Origin of the sequence: Streptomyces sp. R41 (assembly GCF_041053055.1) — a bacterium.
In the GTDB taxonomy this organism is placed as follows: domain Bacteria; phylum Actinomycetota; class Actinomycetes; order Streptomycetales; family Streptomycetaceae; genus Streptomyces.
Genome location: NZ_CP163443.1, coordinates 4503476 through 4521798, shown reverse-complemented (window position 1 = coordinate 4521798; position 18323 = coordinate 4503476). Strand labels below are relative to the sequence as shown.

Sequence of the window (18323 nt, the reverse complement as noted above, 5' to 3'; positions counted from 1 at the left end):
CGCGCCCCTGACGAGGCGCGGCCACTTCTCGGGACGCCCGCACCCACGCCGGGCACGGAAAGCCGGGCGTTGTCCACAGGCCCGGCGCCCCGCACCTCGGCGTCGTACGCTTAAGACCCCCGGCCCGTAACACGTGTCGGGCGGTTCGCGTTGCCCACTCCCCGGGATGGAAGCCCTTCATGAGCCTGCACGGTCTGCTCGACGTCGTCGTCAAGGACGCCGCCCTCGCGGAAGCGGTGAGGGCCGCCGCCGACGGCAACCGTACGCATGTCGACCTGGTCGGCCCACCCGCGGCCCGCCCCTTCGCGGTGGCGGCCCTGGCCCGCGAGGCCGGCCGTCCCGTACTGGCGGTGACGGCGACGGGCCGCGAGGCCGAGGACCTGGCCGCGGCGCTGAGGTCCCTCCTCCCGTCGGAGGGCATCGTCGAGTACCCGTCGTGGGAGACGCTCCCGCACGAGCGGCTGTCCCCGCGCAGCGACACCGTCGGCCGTCGCCTCGCCGTGCTGCGGCGGCTGGCCCACCCGCGTCCCGACGACCCGGAGACCGGCCCGGTCTCGGTCGTCGTCGCCCCGGTCCGCTCCGTGCTGCAGCCGCAGGTCAAGGGCCTCGGCGACCTGGAGCCGGTGGCGTTGCGCACGGGCCAGAGCGCCGACCTGGGCGAGGTCGTCGAAGCGCTCGCGGCAGCCGCGTACTCGCGGGTCGAGCTGGTCGAGAAGCGCGGCGAGTTCGCGGTCCGCGGCGGCATCCTGGACGTCTTCCCGCCCACCGAGGAGCACCCGCTGCGCGTGGAGTTCTGGGGCGACGACGTCGAGGAGATCCGCTACTTCAAGGTCGCCGACCAGCGCTCCCTCGAAGTCGCCGAGCACGGCCTGTGGGCGCCGCCCTGCCGCGAGCTGCTGCTCACGGACGACGTACGGGAGCGGGCCGCCAGGCTGGCCGAGGAGCACCCGGAGCTGGGCGAGCTGCTCGGCAAGATCGCCGAGGGCATCGCCGTAGAGGGAATGGAGTCGCTGGCACCGGTCCTGGTCGACGACATGGAGCTGCTGCTCGACGTCCTGCCCAAGGGTTCGATGGCCGTCGTCTGCGATCCGGAGCGGGTGCGGACGCGGGCCGCGGACCTGGTGGCGACGTCGCAGGAGTTCCTGCAGGCGTCCTGGGCGGCGACCGCCGGCGGCGGCGAGGCCCCCATCGATGTGGACGCGGCCTCCCTGTGGTCCATCGCGGACGTACGGGACCGGGCGCGTGAGCTGGACATGATGTGGTGGTCGGTGTCGCCGTTCGCGGCAGACGAAGACCTCGACGCGGACACCCTCAAGCTGGGCATGCACGCCCCCGAGACCTACCGCGGCGACACCGCGCGGGCCCTCGCCGACACCAAGGGCTGGCTCGCCGACGGCTGGCGCACCGTGTACGTCACCGAGGCACACGGCCCCGCCGCCCGTACCGTCGAGGTCCTCGGCGGCGAGGGCATCGCGGCCCGCCTCGACACGGACCTGGCGGCCATCAGCCCCTCCGTCGTCCATGTGGCGTGCGGCTCCATCGACTACGGCTTCGTCGACCCGGCGCTGAAGCTCGCCGTCCTCACCGAGACCGACCTCTCCGGCCAGAAGGCGGCCGGCAAGGACGGCGCCCGCATGCCGGCCCGCCGCCGAAAGACCATCGACCCGCTCACCCTCGAAGCGGGCGACTACATCGTGCACGAGCAGCACGGCGTCGGCCGCTACATCGAGATGGTGCAGCGCACGGTCCAGGGCGCGACCCGCGAGTACCTGGTCGTGGAGTACGCCCCAGCCAAGCGCGGCCAGCCCGGCGACCGCCTGTACATCCCGACCGACCAGCTGGAGCAGATCACCAAGTACGTCGGTGGCGAGGCCCCCACGCTGCATCGCCTGGGCGGCGCCGACTGGACGAAGACCAAGGCGCGCGCCAAGAAGGCGGTCAAGGAGATCGCGGCGGATCTGATCAAGCTGTACAGCGCGCGCATGGCGGCGCCCGGGCACGCGTTCGGCTCCGACACCCCGTGGCAGCGCGAGCTGGAAGACGCCTTCCCGTACGCGGAGACCCCGGACCAGCTGACAACGATCGCCGAGGTCAAGGAGGACATGGAGAAGACGGTCCCGATGGACCGCCTGGTCTGCGGCGACGTGGGCTACGGCAAGACGGAGATCGCGGTCCGCGCGGCCTTCAAGGCGGTGCAGGACGGCAAGCAGGTGGCCGTGCTCGTCCCCACGACCCTCCTTGTGCAGCAGCACTTCGGCACATTCTCCGAGCGCTACTCGCAATTCCCGGTGAACGTAAGGGCGCTCAGCCGCTTCCAGACGGACACGGAGGCCAAGGCGGTCCTGGAGGGCCTGCGCGACGGTGCGGTGGACGTCGTCATCGGCACCCACCGGCTGTTTTCGGCGGAGACGAAGTTCAAGGACCTGGGCCTGGTCGTCGTCGACGAGGAGCAGCGCTTCGGCGTCGAGCACAAGGAGCAGCTGAAGAAGCTGCGCGCCAACGTCGACGTGCTGACGATGTCCGCGACCCCGATTCCGCGCACCCTGGAGATGGCGGTCACGGGCATCCGCGAGATGTCGACGATCACCACGCCCCCGGAGGAGCGGCACCCGGTCCTGACCTTCGTCGGCCCGTACGAGGAGAAGCAGATCGGCGCGGCCATCCGCCGCGAACTGCTGCGCGAGGGCCAGGTCTTCTACATCCACAACCGTGTCGAGTCCATCGACCGCGCGGCCGCGCGTCTCAGGGAGATCGTCCCGGAGGCACGCATCGCGACGGCGCACGGCCAGATGGGAGAGCAGTCCCTGGAGCAGGTGGTCGTCGACTTCTGGGAGAAGAGGTTCGACGTGCTCGTGTCGACCACGATCGTCGAATCCGGCATCGACATCTCCAACGCCAACACGCTGATCGTGGAGCGCGGCGACAACTTCGGCCTCAGCCAACTGCACCAGCTGCGAGGCCGAGTCGGGCGCGGACGGGAACGCGGATACGCGTACTTCCTCTACCCCCCGGAGAAGCCGCTGACGGAGACGGCGCACGAGCGTCTCGCGACCATCGCCCAGCACACCGAGATGGGTGCGGGCATGTACGTCGCGATGAAGGACCTGGAGATCCGCGGCGCGGGCAATCTGCTCGGCGGCGAGCAGTCCGGTCACATCGCGGGCGTCGGCTTCGACCTCTACGTACGCATGGTCGGCGAGGCGGTCGCGGACTACCGCGCCTCGCTGGAAGGCGGCGTGGAGGAGGAGCCGCCGCTGGAGGTCAAGATCGAGGTCCCGGTCGACGCGCACGTCCCGCACGACTACGCCCCCGGCGAGCGGCTCCGCCTCCAGGCCTACCGTTCCATCGCCTCCGCCAACACGGAGCAGGACATCAAGTCCGTACGCGAGGAACTCGTCGACCGCTACGGCAAGTTGCCCGAGCCGGTGGAGAACCTGCTGATGGTGGCCGGCCTTCGGATGCTCGCGCGCGCCTGCGGCGTCGGCGAGATCGTTCTCCAGGGCAACAACATCCGCTTCGCCCCAGTGGAGTTGAGGGAGTCCCAGGAACTCCGCCTGAAGCGCCTGTACCCGGGCACTGTCATCAAGCCTGCCGCTCACCAGATCCTGGTGCCCCGCCCGAAGACGGCGAAGGTGGGCGGGAAGCCGTTGGTGGGACGGGAGTTGCTGGGGTGGACCGGAGAGTTCCTGGCTTCGGTTCTCGGGTCGTAGGACCTGGCTCCGCGTCCGGGCGCGGCCCGGCGCGTACGGGGGAAGGGGCGGCGGCGGTCCGGGCGCCCTGGCCCTCGGCGGCGGTCGCCCGGCGCGCGAGCTGGTCATGGAGCTCAACCGGGCGCGGCTGTGGGAGGGAGCCGCGCCCGGTCAGAGGGAGCGGAACAGCATTCCCGTCAGGGCGCGGAAGACCTCCTCGGGATCCTGATCGCCCACCGGACCGTCCAGATTGTGGCTCAGGAGCAGTGTGGCGAAGCCGTGGGCGAGGGACCAGGCGGCGACCGAGGCGAGACGGGCGTCGGGGCCGCGGCCCTCGGCCGGTACGGAGGTGACCGCCGCGCGCAGGCGCTCGCCCGCGAGCGTCCTGGCGGTCGTCAGCTCCAGGTCGTTCTGACGCAGCAGTCCCGGTGTGAACATCACCTGGAAGTGCGCGGGATGCTCACGCGCGAACCGTACGTAGCGCACGCCCGCGTCTTTCAGGTCGCCGGCCTCCGCCAGCGCGGCCGCGAGGAGCTCGTACCCCTCGGCGCCGATCGCGGTGAGCAGGCCCGTGCGGTCCTTGAAGTGGTGGGCCGGGGCGGCGTGCGAGACGCCCGCGCGGCGGGCCAGGTCGCGCAGGCTCAGCGCGGACGGGCCCTCGACGGTGATGACGTCGAGCGCGGCGGTGAGGATCGCGCGGCGCAGGTCGCCGTGGTGGTAGGGGCGCGCCGGGTCGCCGGTCTTCGCGGGGTTCATGGTCAGCAGCGTACGCCGAATCTAGGCATTGACAAGTTCGGCGGACTCGGGCAATCTAGTCAGTGTCAAGTTGTGGAGTGAGCGGGACGCGACGAGGGGTGGAGTCATGTCGGAGAACGTCAGCGGGACGAGCACCACGAGCGAGACGGAAGCCGGAGTCGGGGCGGATGTCGGCGCCGGGGCGGGTGTCGAGCTCGGCCGGGTGCGCCAGCTCTGGCATCTGCTGGAGCCCCTGCACGCCGTGCTCTACTACGCGCCGGAGACCTTCGAGGAAGCGGCCGCGCTCGGTTACGCCACACAGGAGCGCTGGCCGAGCTACTTCCCTTACCGCGCCGCGCCGTTGGGGGCGGTCGGGAGCGAGCGCGTGGCCTCCGCCTTCTACAGCTTCAGTCCGCGCATGGTCGCGGAACACATGAAGGCCGCGTGGCAGACCGCGAGCCCGGAGCAGGTGCTGAAGGCGCGGGAGCGCGCTGTCGACCGGGCCTACCGCGCGATATTCGGGGACCGCGTCCCCAGCCCCGAACTCGCCGAGGCCGCCGCCCTGGCCCGCCGTGCCGCCGAGGCCGCGAACACCGCGGGCCGCCCACTCGCCGCCGCCAACGCGGAGTTGGCCTGGCCCGAGGCCCCCCACCTCCAGCTCTGGCACGCGGCGACGATCCTGCGCGAGCACCGCGGCGACGGCCACCTCGCCGCACTGCTCATCGCCGGGCTCGACCCCGTCGAGTCACTCGTCTCCTTCGCGGCGATAGGCGCGGCCTCCGTGGAGCGCTTCGAGAGCCGCGGCTGGAGCCCCGAGGAATGGACCGCCGCCCGCCAACGCCTCACCGCCCGGGGCCTGGTGAGCGAGGACGGCGCCGCCACCCCCGCCGGCCAGGAACTGCGCCGCCAGGTCGAACAGCACACGGACGAACTGGCCGCCGCCCCTTGGCGCATCCTCGGCCCGGACGACACCGCCCGCCTCGCCGACCTTCTCGGCGAGTTCTGGGTCGCGGTGCTGAGCTCGGGGCTGCTGCCTTCGGAGACGACGTTGGGGATCGGGAAGGTCTGACGCGTATGTGATGACGCGTGAGGAGGGCCGATGGCCAACTCCGGCTCGCGCAACGCAGAACCGCCCGCGGGACCGGGTCTCCGCGGACGGTCTCTGTTGCTTGGGGTTCAGGGTGATTCAGTCGGCGCAAGCCTCCGTGCGTCAGCGGTTGCGTCCGTGCGTCCGCGGTTAGGGCTGTTCGGGCCGGTCGCGGTCCGTGCCCATCGCGCCTTCGATCTTCTGCTGCGCGTCGTCGACCTGGTCCGTGTACTTGTTGCCCGTCTTTTCGTTGGCTTCCTTTTCCGCGGCGTCGGACATCTGCTTGGCCTTGTCCTGCCCGTGGCTCTTGAACCTGTCGAAGATGCCCATCCAGAGCTCCTTCCGGAGGTGACTCACCACCGACGATACGCCCGGCGTGCACCGATTGCCCGTTGAGTGCGGGTATGGCCGAGGGGCCTCGGCCGCTACCTTGGGACCCGGGGAAACGCGCCCGTTCAGGGCGGACCCGGGGAGGCAGGGGAGGGACGCCGTGCTGCGTCTGAGGGGTGGGGCGGCCGCGGCCGCGCTGGTGGTGTTCGTCGTCGGTGCCGGTGTCAGCGGCTGCAAGAAGGAGACCACGGGTTCCGCGGGCCCGCAGGAGACGGCGGCCGGCGGGGCGGCCCTCGCCGCCGTGGACTCGCTGACCGTCAAGGGGCGTGCGCCCAAGACGGGATACAGCCGGGAGCGGTTCGGAACGGCCTGGGCCGACACGGATTCGAACCGGTGCGACACCCGCGACGACATCCTCAAACGGGACCTGAAGGACGTGAAGTTCAGCGACGGAAAGTGCAAGGTGAGCTCCGGGATCCTCGCCCCGGATCCGTACGGGGGTCAGGACGTGACCTTCGCGCGCGGCCGCAGCCTGGTGGACATAGACCACCTCGTCGCGCTCTCGGACGCCTGGCAGAAGGGTGCCAAGTACTGGGACGCCAGCAAGCGAATAGCCCTGGCCAACGACCCGCTCAACCTCCGAGCCGTCGGCGCCAGCGCCAACCGAAGCAAGGGCGACGGCGACACGGCGACCTGGCTCCCGCCGAACAAGGGGTACCGCTGTACGTATGTCGCCGCGCAGGTCGCCGTGAAGAAGAAGTACGGGCTGTGGGTCACCGCCGCCGAGAAGGCGGCCATGAAGAAGGTGCTCTCCGGCTGCCCCGGCCAGAAGCTCCCTTCGGGCGGCAATCCGACACAGGCGCCGAAGCGGTTCCACGCGAACTAGGTGCCGGCTGATCGCCACCCCTCACCCACGCCGCGTCCGCCCGCTCCGCTGGCGACCACGCCGCGTCCGCCTGCTCCGCCGACGACATCGACATGCCGCCGACTGACCGCGATCCCATGACGCGGCGTCGATGCGGTCGACACGGCAAAACCGTTTCATCGGGGCCGAGTCGACGCCTACCGTGTGTGACATGCAGCTGAAGGTGTCAAGTCTCGCCGAGCGCCCGGAGATGCTCGGGCAGGTGGTCCGGATGGCCAACAGCTGGCCGGAGTTCCTGATCCACGACCCGGTGGGCGACACGCACTACGGCCGGATCGCCACCGAGCTTCCGGAGTATGTGCTGTTCGCCGAGGACGAGGACGGGCAGGTGGTCGCCCACGCGTACAGCGTGCCGATCGCCCTCGCGGACGAGGACCGGGGCGAACTGCCCGCGCGGGGCTGGGACGAGGTGCTGGCCTGGGCGTTCGCCGACCGGCGCCGCGGTACGCCGCCCGACACGGTGAGCGCCATCTCGATCGTCGTCGCCCCGCACGCCCAGGGCGGCGGCCTGTCGGCCCGAATGCTCTCCGCGATGCGGGACAACGCCCGGGCGCACGGCTTCACCGAGGTCGTCGCCCCCGTCCGCCCCAGCGCCAAGCACCTGGAACCGCGCACCCCGATGGAGGAGTACGCCTTCCGGGAGCGCGCCGACGGGCTGCCGCACGACCCGTGGCTGCGTGTCCACGTCCGGGCGGGCGGTGTCATCGAGGCGGTGGCACCGGCGTCCATGACGGTCGCGGCCTCGCTGGAGGAGTGGCGCGGCTGGACTGGGCTGCCCTTCGACGCCGAGGGCCTCGTCGAGGTGCCCGGCGCGCTGGTGCCGGTGCACTGCGAAGCGAGGCGCGGATACGCCGTATACGTCGAGCCCAATGTGTGGGTGCGGCACACCCTGTGAGCTCGACGTATGGCTTGCGACGCGGGTGCCCTCCGTCGCGTGAGGGCCCTCAGGCGCCCAGCTTGTCCAGGTCGAGGATCTTGCCCGTGGGGGTCTTGGCCGGGACCGGCTTGTCGTACTCGCTGAAGGTGAGCGTGCCGGGGTCCTTGGCGGAGGTGCTGTCGACCCGCAGCAGGTAGGGCTTGCCCTCGGTGGCGACGTAGAGGGTGTAGCGGTCCTTGCCGTCCTTCTCGTGAAGGATGATCGCCGGGGTGCCGTCGACGGTGCTGGTCTTGCCGCGGGTGGCGTCGGAGTTCACGTCCTCCGCGCCGCCGAGCACGGTGTCGAGGTCGCAGAAGCTCGCGATGTCCTTGGCGTCCGAGCCGGTCGCGGACATCTTGGTCCACTTGCCGGCCAGCATGGCCACGGCCGCGTCGGTGTCGGCCTTGGACTCGCCCTTGCTCTGGGCGCGCAGGAACGCCTCGTCGTACTTCATGTAGACGGTGTCTCCGGTCTTGATGAGATCGGCCTTGCCCTGGCCGGCCATGCTCATCGTGCCGGCGCACTCGCCCTTCTTGTTGAGGGCCATGTCGATCCGGATCGTGCCGCCGTCCTCGTCGTCGGGGACGTCGCCCTTCATCCGGAGCGAGGTGGCGCCCGTGGTGGCCTTCACGGCGCGGTCGGCGATTTCGCCCCCGGTCAGCCCGGAGAACGGGCCCTTCGGCTTGCTGTCCGCCTTGTTCTCGCCGGGCAGACAGCCGGTGAGGCCCGCGGTGGCCGCGGCGGCGAGACAGAGGGCGGCAAGTGCGGTGCGACGCATGAGTGTTCCCCAGGATTTCGGTGAGCGGTGAGGTGTACGTGGATCAGAAGTTGCCGTTGCCGAGCAGCTCGCCGTTGGCGTCATAGACGGTGACGAGGCCGTTGGCGCTGTGCTTCCAGTCGGCGAAGGCGGAGGCGATGAGCTTGGCCGGAGCCGTCCCCTTGCCCATCAGGCCGCCGGTGAAGTCGGTGTAGACGTCGGCGGAGTCGAGCAGGTCGTTCTGTTCGTCGGCGCCCTGGACCTTGGTGACGTGGGAGACGGCAGCCTTCTCCTTTGAGCTGCCGTTCTTGTTCACGAAGGCCTTGAACTGCTCCGCCTGGGAGGCCTTTTCGGTTGCCTTGTCCTCGGCGGGCTTCGTGTCGGACTTCGCGCCTGCGTCCGACTTCTCGTCGGCTCTGGCGGAGCTCTGCTTGTCGCCGGAGCCCTTGCCGTCCGCACCGTTTCCGGCGTTCGCCGACACCGTACCGATGACGATGATCCCCACCACAGCGCCCAGCGCGACCTTGGCCTTCATGCCCATGACTGTCCCCTCCCCAAGTGGCGACCGTCTCTTCCTGGCGGTCCGCCCGTTCGATGGGTCAATAACAGCAGAGTGTGTGAACCGAGTCAACACGATTCACAAGGAGGGTTGTGTACACGCCTGTGAAGCGTTAGATCTTGCGCACGTCGGTATGCTCGACGTCACAGAGCAAATTCGGCGCCACCAGGCGTCACAGGCCAGGACGAGGGGAGCTGGGCGGTGCAGGACAACGCGACAGAGGTGACCGCTGCCGGGATCGCGCGGCTCGCCGGGGTCGGCCGCGCCGCCGTGAGTAACTGGCGCCGCCGCCACGCCGACTTCCCCAAGCCGGTCGGCGGCACCGAGACCAGCCCCTCCTTCGCGCTCGCCGAAGTCGAGGCCTGGCTGCGCGACCAGGGCAAACTCGCCGAGGTCCCGCTCCGCGAACGCGTCTGGCAGCAGCTCGCCGGACACCCCGAGGGCCCCGTCACGGCCCTCGTGCACGCCGGCTGCGCACTCCTGCTCATCCATGACCGCCCCACCGACTGGCTGGAGCTGAGCGCGGGGTCCGACGAACGCCTGGCCGCCCTGCTGCCCGCCGCGCTCGATCAGGTGATCACCCCCCGCTTCGGCGCGCCTCGCGAGCGCGCTGTGAACACCCCGACCGGCCCCGAGCTCCTCCCCTCCGCCCCGCTCTTGCGCGGCGCCGCCGAGCTCGCCGCCGGGCTGGGCGCGCGGCAGACATACGAGTTCCTGCTGGGCCGGCACCTCGACAACAACCCGCGGCAGTACACACTCACCCCGGGCGACCTCGCCGCGTTGATGGCCGAGCTGGCCGGACCGGCGCGCACGGCGCTCGATCCGGCGTGCGGCACCGGTGCGCTCCTGCGGGCCGTGGCGCCCAAGCCGGACCAGGAGCTGTACGGCCAGGACAGCGCCCCCGAACTGGCGGCCCTCTCCGCGCTGCGGCTCGCCCTCCAGAGCAAGGCCGCCGTCCGCACCGCCGCCGGCGACACCCTGCGCGCCGACGCGCATCCCACGCTCCAGGCCGACGCCGTCCTGTGCCACCCGCCGTTCAACGAGCGCAACTGGGGCCACGACGAGCTCGCCTACGACGCGCGCTGGGAGTACGGCTTCCCGGCCCGCACGGAGTCCGAACTGGCGTGGGTGCAGCATGCGTTGGCCCACCTCAAGGACGGCGGCAGCGCCGTCATGCTGATGCCCCCGGCCGCCGCCTCCCGCCGCTCGGGCCGCCGTATCCGAGCCGACCTGCTGCGCCGCGGCGCGCTGCGTGCGGTGATCGCCCTGCCGATCGGTGCGGCGCCCCCGTACAACATCCCGCTGCACATCTGGGTGCTGCGGCGCCCCGAAAAGGCGCCCGCGCAGCCCGAGTTGCTGCTCGTCGACACCGGTGCGCTGGCCGCGGACGGCCGGGGCGGCCTGGACTGGCAGGCCGTGCGCACGGCGGTTCTCGAGGCCTGGCGGCCCTTCGAGCGCACCGGCAGCGCGCGGGAGGAGCCCGGGTTCAGCCGCTCGGTGCCCGTCATCGAACTCCTCGACGACGACGTCGACCTGGCCCCCGCCCGCCATCTGCCGCCGGCCACCGCGGGGGGCGGCACCGAGCAGCTCGTGGACGTACGCGAGCGGCTCGGCGAGACCCTGCGCCTGACCGCCGACCTCACGCCCTCCGAGGCGCAGCGCACGCAGCCGGCGCGCTGGCCCCTCATCACCGTCGGTGAACTCGCGCGCGGGGGCGCGCTCCTGCTGCGTACAGGCGGAAACGGGGCACCCGCGCGCGTGCCCGTGCTCACCGACCACGACGTGCTCGCCGGAATCGCGCCGTCCGGGACCCTTCCCGAAGGGGAGGACGAAGCAGTGCTGGTCGAGAAGGGCGATGTCGTCGTCCCTGTGCTCGGCGGCGGCTCCGTCGCGCGCGTGGTCGACGAGCTCACGGCGGGCGCCGCCCTGGGGCGCAACCTCACGCTCCTGCGCCCCGACCCGGCCGCCCTCGACCCGTGGTTCCTGGCCGGCTTCCTGCGCGGCACCGCCAACAACCGCCAGGCCAGCAGTTACGCGTCCACCGCCACCCGGCTCGACGTGCGCCGCCTCCAGCTGCCCCGGCTGCCGCTCGACGAACAGCGCCGCTACGGCGAGCGCTTCCGCGCGCTGGCCGAGTTCGAGGACGCGCTCCGGCGCGCGGGCCGGCTCGGCGAACAGTTGGTGCGCGGCATGTACGACGGTCTGACGGACGGGACGGTCGCGCCCGACTGACGGAACGGGAGATTCCAGGGAAGCCCTCGAAAACCCGCCGAGGCGCGCGAAGTGATCAGCACGACAACGGTTCGGTACAACCCGGGACCCGTTGTCCTTGTCGGCCTATACGCTCGGACTCCGAACTCGTACGTCCGTCCCCATCAGGCCTCCAGGAGCAGCCATGCAAGGCCACGGCTACGCGCCGCCTCCGCCGAAGCGACCCTCGACCGGGGTGCTGGTCGTGCTGCGCGTGATCTTCGTGGCAGTGGCGATCCTCAGCATCGGCTTCCTGGCGTGGGTGGCGCCGCTCAGGGCGGCGATCGTCACCCACCGGCGCGCGGACTGGTGGATCTTCGGGGGGTCGCTCGTGGTCCTCGGCACCAGCTTCGCCTTCCTCAGCACCGACCACACCGACGACTTCAGCAGCCCGAACGGCAACGTGGGCATGATCATCCTGCTGCTGAACGCCGCGGCCTGCGTCGGCTACTACCTGTACGCCGACATACGCCATTACCACCGGCTGTACCCCACCGGCTATCTGCCGCCCCAGGCCCCGGCGGTGAACTACGGCTACCCGCAGCCAATGTCGCCGTACGTGGCCACGCCCCCGCAGCCGCTGGTGACACCACTGCCCGCTCCCGCGCAGCACACCCCCGCGCCGCACACCCCCGTTCCGCCGCCCCCGCAGCGGCCCGCGCCCGCGCGGATCGACCAGGTGCGTGCCGAGCTCGACGAGCTCAGTGACTACCTCCGCAAGCACGACGGTCATCACGACGACGGCAGGGACGGCAGGTGAGCGTGGCGACGGGACGCATGATCGCGAACCGCTACGAACTGTCCACGCTGATCGGGCAGGGCGGCATGGGCCAGGTCTGGACGGCCTACGACCAGCGCCTCGACCGGCGCGTAGCCGTCAAGCTGCTGCGCCCCGACAAGGTCGCGGGCCAGGAGGCCGACGAGCTGCGCCGCCGCTTCGTGCGCGAGTGCCGCGTCACCGCGCAGGTCGACCACCCCGGCCTGGTCACGGTTCACGACGCGGGCAGCGAGGGCGAGGAGCTGTTCCTCGTCATGCAGTACGTCGACGGGGCCGACCTCTCCGACCACCTCGCCGAACACGACCCGTACCCCTGGCAGTGGGCGGTCGCCGTCGCCGCGCAGCTGTGCGCCGTGCTGAGCGCCGTACACGCCGTGCCGATCGTGCACCGCGACCTGAAACCGCGGAATGTGATGGTCAAGCAGGACGGCACGGTCACCGTCCTCGACCTCGGCGTCGCCTCCGTCATGGACACCGACACGACCCGGCTCACCCACACCGGTTCGCCCATCGGCTCGCCCGCCTACATGGCCCCCGAGCAGGCGATGGGCGGCGCGGTCGGCCCGTACACGGACCTGTACGCACTCGGCGTACTGCTGCATGAACTCCTCAGCGGAGACGTGCCGTTCTCCGGCTCCACCGCGCTCGGCGTGCTGCACCGCCACCTCTACGAGCCGCCGCTCCCGGTGCGCCGACTGCGCCCCGAGGTGCCGCCCGCGCTGGAGGGGCTCGTGCTGCGCCTGCTCTCCAAGGACCCGCAGCACCGGCCGGGGTCCGCGCAGGAGACGTACGAGCAACTGCTCCCGCTGCTGCCCGCGCGCGGCATGCCCACCGGAGCTCCCCTCGACCCCACGCGCCCCTTCCTGCGCCCGCACGCCCCGTGGCCGGACCGGGCGCGTACGCCGGCGTCGCAGCCGCAGGCCGCGCCCGCCGTGGAGAAGGCCGATGTCGCGGGCGCCGTCGACGAGGTCAAGCGGCTGCTCGGCGAGGGGCGCATCACGCAGGCCGTCGACATCCTCGGTTCGATCCTCCCGGCGGCCGCCGCCGAACACGGCGAGCACTCGCCCGTCGTACGCACCTTGCGCAAGCAGTACGCGGCCACGCTCATGGACGACGGCCAGTACCGGCGCGCCCTGCCCGAACTGCGCCGTCTCGCCGACGAGCGCGCTGCCGAGGCCGGTCAGGCCGACCCGCAGTCCCTGCGCTTCCGCTACGAGGCCGCGCAGTGCCTGGAGCAGCTCGGCGAACCCGCCGCGGCGCTCGCGGAGTACCGCGCGCTGCTGCCGTACTACGAGAACCAGTACGTCGCCGGGGACCCGGAGATCTCCCTCGAAGTCCGCCGCCGCATAGGTCACTTGCTGCTCGCCCTCGGCGACCGGGGCGCCGCCCACGACACACTGGCCAGGCTGCTGCACGACGTGGAGCGGTTGCGCGGACCCGGGCACCCGATGGCGGCGGAAATCCGGCGGACATTGCAGTGGCTGGGACAGGTGCGGGGCTGAAGCGCGGCGCCCGACCGTAAGTTTTGCGCCACCTTGGCCGAAGCTTGTGATGATCAAGGTGCGGGGTTTCCCGAGCGGTGAGGGCACGCCCGGTACGTTGCGATCCGTTTCCGTGCGCCACGCGCACGCGTGCGCGCCGTCCATGTCCGTCGAGGGCCCCCGAAGGCCGTAGCAGGCCATCCCATTTCGTGCCGCACGCGCGCGTGCCCCGCGCACCCGTCACTTGAACCATGGGGTGGGGATTTCATGTCCAGCCATCGGCATTCCAAGAAGCGCAGGTACGTGGCATGGGCCGCGGCCGGTGCCGCCGTGGTCGCCGGAGCCGGGATCGCCGCGCAGACCTCGATGGCCGCCACCACGTGGCCCGCGCAGCGGACCTTCACCGGGCGCGCCTTCGACACCTGCGCCGCGCCCTCGCTGTCCGCGATGAAGGCCTGGCACACCGGCTTCTACGGCGCAGCCGCCGTCTACGTAGGCGGCAAGAACCGCGGCTGCAGCCAGCCCAACCTCACCGCCTCCTGGGTGAAGTCGGTCAGCACGGTCGGCTGGAAACTCATCCCCCTGTACGTCGGCGCCCAGCCGCCCTGCCAGACCGGGTCCAGCCCCGAGAAGCTCACCGCGTCCACTGCGGCCTCGCTCGGTGCGACCGACGCCGCGGACGCCGTGGCCAAGGCATCGGCGCTCGGCATGAAGGCCGGCAGCCCGATCTACCTTGACATGGAGGCGTACGACACGACGAACACGGCCTGCAACAACGCCGTGTTGACATATGTCCGCGCCTTCGACCAAGCGCTGCACGCCAAGACGTACCGCACCGGCTACTACGGCTTCACCAGCTCCAGCGCCAAGGCCATCGCGAACGCGACCGACAAGACCGACCTGCCGGGCAACCTCTGGTACGCGCTGTGGGACAAGCAGAACACCACGACCGCGGACTGGCCGTTCGGCGCCACCCAGTTCACGAACCACAGCCGCGCCCACCAGTACATGGTGAACAGCAAGGAGTCGCGCGGCGGTTACACGATCACCGTGGACCGGGACGCGTGGGACGCGCCGGTGGCGATCACGGGCTGATGCCCGTGTGCGGCGAATGACGCCGAGGTGAAGGTGCGACGGTGCCCGAAGGCTGGGCGAATCGTTGGTCGAAAGGGTGGCCGAGAGCTGGGCCACTGCCTACCATCGATCACCGCAAGACTTTGTGCACCGTCGCACAATCTCCTCAGGAGGCTTCCTTGCACCGCCGCCGTCGCACCGCGCTCGTCCTCTCCGCCGCGCTCGTCGCCGCGGCCCCTCTCCTGTCCGCGTGCGGCAGCGACGCGCATCCGGGCGCCGCGGCCGTCGTCGGCGGTCAGCGGATCACGGTCGCGCAGCTGGAGAGCCGGGTGAAAGAGGTGCGCGCGGCGCAGAAGGCCGCCACCAAGGACGAGGCCCAGTACGAGCAGACCATCGCCAGGACCGGCACACTCGCCCGCGACACCCTGCACGGCATGGTCCTCGACCGGGTCCTGGACCGCGCCGCGAAGAACGCGGGCGTCACTGTGACCCGCAAGGACACTCAGCAGCTGCGGGCCTCCCTCGAGCAGCAGGCGGGCGGCGCGCAGGCACTGGAGGCCGCCTGGCTGCAGAACTACGGGGTGGCGCCGGCGCGCCTCGGCGACAGCCTGCGCACCGAGGTCGAGGCGCAGAAGCTCGCCGCCACGCTGGGCGTCGACATGAACACCACCGACGGCAAGGCCACCTTCTGGAAGGCGATGTCCGTCGCCTCCAAGGAACTCCACGTCGACCTGAACCCGCGTTACGGCGCCTGGGACGTCCAGAAGAGCAGCCGCGTCGACGCGAAGACGCCGTGGCTGCGGGAGGTCACCGCGGCGGGGACCCAGCAGACGACGTAACGGCCTGCGGGGCGGGCGGGGCTGTGGATAAACGGTTCGGCCGGGCGGCTCGCGGATAGAGTCGTACGGCGATCCCCGTTCGGCAGTCGAAGGGCCGTCCTCTTTCGGCAGTCGTGAGGGCGTTTCCGTCCGGCAGTCGTACGGCGTCCGCGTCCAGCCGGCTCGTGGACCGACGGTCGGCCGCCGGGCCTGTGGACAACTCCTGGGGCTGTCGGTGGTGTGGGTTACGTTCGAGGGGTGAACGCAACCAGCTTCGACGGCGCCCCGGACGCGACCGGCCCCGGTGCCCCCGCCCCCTCCACCGACCCCGGTCGTATCGTCCTGCTCACCACCAGCCACCGGGTGGCGCCCGGGCTGCTGTCCTGGCCCGCCTGGCAGGCGCTCCGTGGGGCCGACCAGGTGCTGTGCGCGGACGGCGCGCACCCGCAGTTGCCCTATCTGCGTGAGGCGGGCATCGCCGTCGACGAGGCGTCCCCGACCGCCCAGGAGCTGGTCGACGCGTGCGCGGGCGGCCGCACCCTGGTCGTCGTCGCCACCGGCGAGGGCGAGCCACGGCTCACCGACGGCCTGGCCCGCCTGGCCGGCTCCGGCCGCATACAGATGCCTGACCTGGAGCTGCTCCCCGCCTCGTACGACCTGCCGGGCGCCCGCCTCCTCGACCTCGTCCAGGTCATGGACCGCATCCGCGCCGAGTGCCCCTGGTCGTCCCAGCAGACCCACAAGGGCCTGGCGAAGTACGGCATCGAGGAGGCGTACGAACTGGTCGAGGCGATCGAGGAGGGCGACCGCGACGAGCTGCGCGAAGAGCTCGGCGACGTCCTGCTCCAGGTCGTCTTCCACGCCCGCATCGCCGAGGAGGACGAGGACGCGCCCTTCTCCATCGACGACGTCGCGGGCGGCATCGTGGCCAAGCTCATCCACCGCCACCCGCACGTCTTCGGGGACGAGACGGCCACCACCCCTGAGGAGGTCAAGGAGCACTGGCTGCGCACGAAGGCCGTGGAGAAGCAGCGGACATCCGTGACGGAGGGGGTCCCGCTGGGCCAGCCGGGCCTGGCGCTGGCGGCGAAGCTGGCATCCAGGGTGCGCACGGCGGGACTTGACGTCGAGCTGCCGCGGGGCGAGGGCGTCGGGTACGAGCTGCTGGCGACAGCCGCGCGCGCCGAGGCCGAGGGCGTGGACCCGGAGGCGGCGCTCCGGGCGGCGGCACGGGCGTACCGGGACGCGATCCGGGCGGCGGAGGGGTCTTCGGGGGCAGACGCGGGGGACTGAGCGCCGGTGCCTGAGGGGCCGGGCGGAGGGGGACGGCTGAGGGCCGGGTGCCTGAGGCCGGGGGCGGAGGGGGACGGCTGAGGGCCGGGTACCTGAAGCCCCGGGGGTGAGGGTCGGATGCCTGACGATCGGGGGAGCCGGGGCGGCCGGGCCGGAGTTACGCCTGCGGGGCGCGGCTCGACGGGTTGTGCCAGCTCGGCTGTGGACGATCGAGGAGCCACTCCGCCGCGCCCACCGGCCGGGGGTTCCCGCGGCCGGTCGGTGCCAGGACATCGTGGAAGATCCGCTCTGTCGGCGTGCCGAAAGCGGGCAGCGTCTCGCCGATCTCCTCGACGAGCTGGGGCGGACCGGCGAGATAGACGTCGTGCCGGGTCCAGCCGGCGCGGTTGCCCAGCGCGGTCAGCAGCCGTTCGGTCGCCTGGGCCTTGGGCCGGCCGGGCGCGGGGGTGATGAAGGTGACGGCGAGCCGCCGAAGCCGGGCCTGCAACCGCTCGACGGCGTCCCGGTCGTACAGGTACGAGGTGTCGCGGGCGACGAGGAACAGCCGGGCCTCGTGCGTGTCGTCGAGCTGTTGCAGCAGCGCCTTCACGGGTGCCCATCCGGTGCCGGCCGCGATGAGGGTGAGGGGCCGTTCCACGGGCGTGCGCAGGGTCAGCCCGCCGCCGGGCGCGCCCAGCCGCAGGACGTCGCCCTCCCGGGTCTGCCGGACGAGCGCGGTGGAGAGGACGCCGTCCTCGACCCGGCTGATGTGCAGGTCGACGGTGTGGTCGGCGCGGGGCGCGTTGGCCAGCGAGTACGGCCGCCAAATGCCCGGAAGATGGGCGACGTTGACGCTGACGTACTGGCCGGGGGAGTAGCGCAGCCGGCGGCGCGGTCGCAGGGTCAGTACGACGAGGTCGTCGCCGTGCCGCGTCCGGGCGATCACCTCGGCGTCCCACCAAGGCGGTTCGCCGTGCTGCTGCGCCTCCCACGCGCCCTGCAGCATCACATTCGTGATCGCCCCGTACGCCTCGCCCCAGGCCTTCTCGACCTCCGCGTTCCACGCCGACCCCGCGACGACGGCGAAAGCGGCGATCAGACTCGCCCCGACGGCGGCGTAGTGCTCCGGCTCCGCCAGATACTTCCGGTGGTCCCTCCCGAGCTCCCGTAAGTACCTCGGCAGCTCCGGATCCTCCAGCCGCTCCATCACATACGTGAGCGCCGCGAACAGTCTGTCCCGCTGCCGCTCCATGTCCTCCGGGAAGTCCACCGGAAACAGTCCGCGGATCTCCGGGTGGTGCCGGAACAGGTGCGAGTAGAAGTACTTGACCGCGAACTCGGCCCGTCTCTCGACGACCGCGAAGCTGGATCTGAGTATTTCGGGGTCCACGGCGCGAATGTAGGGAGTTCTCGAGCCGCGAAGTCAAACAGCAGGTGATTTACGGACAGTCCGGGGTGAAGCAGACGGGGCCGGCGAGGACGTGGCTGAGAACCGTTGGTCCAGGGCGTTCGGGCGCAAGGGGACGTGGTGGCACCGGAGTTGGCGGCGGAGCCGGCACAGGTCATCGTCCGGCGGAAGCCGGAGGGGTGGCAGCGGAGTCGTTCGACCGGTTTCGCCTCGCAGCGGGCCTCGGGCACCGCAGGGCGATGCG

General features: G+C 71.5%; 15 protein-coding genes. 10 read left to right on the top strand and 5 right to left on the bottom strand.

The features are described from left to right. Positions 1–179: 179 nt before the first annotated feature. The gene (mfd, locus tag AB5J53_RS20690) at positions 180–3710 is read left to right on the top strand and encodes a transcription-repair coupling factor (protein ID WP_369247143.1); all 3531 of its coding nucleotides are present in this window, start codon (positions 180–182) and stop codon (positions 3708–3710) included. Positions 3711–3860: 150 nt separating this feature from the next. Here mfd and AB5J53_RS20685 read toward each other — a convergent pair whose 3' ends face one another. Further along, positions 3861–4445 (bottom strand): TetR/AcrR family transcriptional regulator, encoded by a 585-nt coding sequence (locus AB5J53_RS20685; protein WP_369247142.1) that lies wholly within the window; start codon positions 4443–4445, stop codon positions 3861–3863. 106 nt (positions 4446–4551) lie between these two features. Between AB5J53_RS20685 and AB5J53_RS20680 the strand changes: the two genes are divergently transcribed. Continuing rightward, positions 4552–5493, top strand: coding sequence for a hypothetical protein (locus AB5J53_RS20680; protein WP_369247141.1), 942 nt, complete (start codon positions 4552–4554; stop codon positions 5491–5493). A 168-nt stretch (positions 5494–5661) separates the two neighbouring features. Here AB5J53_RS20680 and AB5J53_RS20675 read toward each other — a convergent pair whose 3' ends face one another. Then, positions 5662–5841 carry an antitoxin gene (locus AB5J53_RS20675; RefSeq protein WP_369247140.1) on the bottom strand — a complete coding sequence of 60 codons (180 nt, stop codon included), beginning with the start codon at positions 5839–5841 and terminating at the stop codon, positions 5662–5664. A gap of 160 nt (positions 5842–6001) precedes the next feature. On the opposite strand from AB5J53_RS20675, the gene AB5J53_RS20670 reads away from it, so the two are divergent. Both AB5J53_RS20670 and AB5J53_RS20665 read left to right on the top strand, forming a co-directional pair. Beyond that, positions 6002–6727, top strand: coding sequence for an HNH endonuclease family protein (locus AB5J53_RS20670; protein ID WP_369247139.1), 726 nt, complete (start codon positions 6002–6004; stop codon positions 6725–6727). 190 nt (positions 6728–6917) lie between these two features. Further along, on the top strand, positions 6918–7661 hold the full coding sequence (locus tag AB5J53_RS20665) for an N-acetyltransferase family protein (RefSeq protein ID WP_369247138.1): 744 nt from the start codon (positions 6918–6920) through the stop codon (positions 7659–7661). Positions 7662–7710: 49 nt separating this feature from the next. On the opposite strand, the gene AB5J53_RS20660 is transcribed toward AB5J53_RS20665, so the two are convergent. Together AB5J53_RS20660 and AB5J53_RS20655 are read right to left on the bottom strand one after the other, a co-directional pair. Then, entirely contained in the window at positions 7711–8460 is a 750-nt protein-coding gene (locus AB5J53_RS20660; RefSeq protein WP_369247137.1) for a hypothetical protein, read from the bottom strand. Positions 8461–8503: 43 nt separating this feature from the next. After that, the gene (locus AB5J53_RS20655) at positions 8504–8980 is read right to left on the bottom strand and encodes a hypothetical protein (protein WP_369247136.1); all 477 of its coding nucleotides are present in this window, start codon (positions 8978–8980) and stop codon (positions 8504–8506) included. Between the two features lie 219 nt (positions 8981–9199). Here AB5J53_RS20655 and AB5J53_RS20650 point away from each other — a divergent pair, with 219 nt between their 5' ends. The 6 genes from AB5J53_RS20650 (at position 9200) to AB5J53_RS20625 (ending at position 16692) form a co-directional block, all read left to right on the top strand. After that, positions 9200–11230, top strand: coding sequence for an N-6 DNA methylase (locus AB5J53_RS20650; protein ID WP_369247135.1), 2031 nt, complete (start codon positions 9200–9202; stop codon positions 11228–11230). Between the two features lie 163 nt (positions 11231–11393). Then, positions 11394–12008 (top strand): hypothetical protein, encoded by a 615-nt coding sequence (locus AB5J53_RS20645; RefSeq protein ID WP_369247134.1) that lies wholly within the window; start codon positions 11394–11396, stop codon positions 12006–12008. 17 nt (positions 12009–12025) lie between these two features. Further along, positions 12026–13528 (top strand): protein kinase, encoded by a 1503-nt coding sequence (locus AB5J53_RS20640; protein WP_369252358.1) that lies wholly within the window; start codon positions 12026–12028, stop codon positions 13526–13528. 246 nt (positions 13529–13774) lie between these two features. Beyond that, positions 13775–14602, top strand: a complete 828-nt coding sequence (locus AB5J53_RS20635) for a glycoside hydrolase domain-containing protein (protein WP_369247133.1) — start codon at positions 13775–13777, stop codon at positions 14600–14602. 158 nt (positions 14603–14760) lie between these two features. Then, positions 14761–15420, top strand: coding sequence for a SurA N-terminal domain-containing protein (locus AB5J53_RS20630; RefSeq protein WP_369247132.1), 660 nt, complete (start codon positions 14761–14763; stop codon positions 15418–15420). 237 nt (positions 15421–15657) lie between these two features. Beyond that, positions 15658–16692, top strand: coding sequence for a nucleoside triphosphate pyrophosphohydrolase (locus AB5J53_RS20625; protein WP_369247131.1), 1035 nt, complete (start codon positions 15658–15660; stop codon positions 16690–16692). 157 nt (positions 16693–16849) lie between these two features. Here AB5J53_RS20625 and AB5J53_RS20620 read toward each other — a convergent pair whose 3' ends face one another. After that, positions 16850–18061, bottom strand: a complete 1212-nt coding sequence (locus AB5J53_RS20620; RefSeq protein WP_369247130.1) for a globin domain-containing protein — start codon at positions 18059–18061, stop codon at positions 16850–16852. Positions 18062–18323 lie beyond the last annotated feature (262 nt).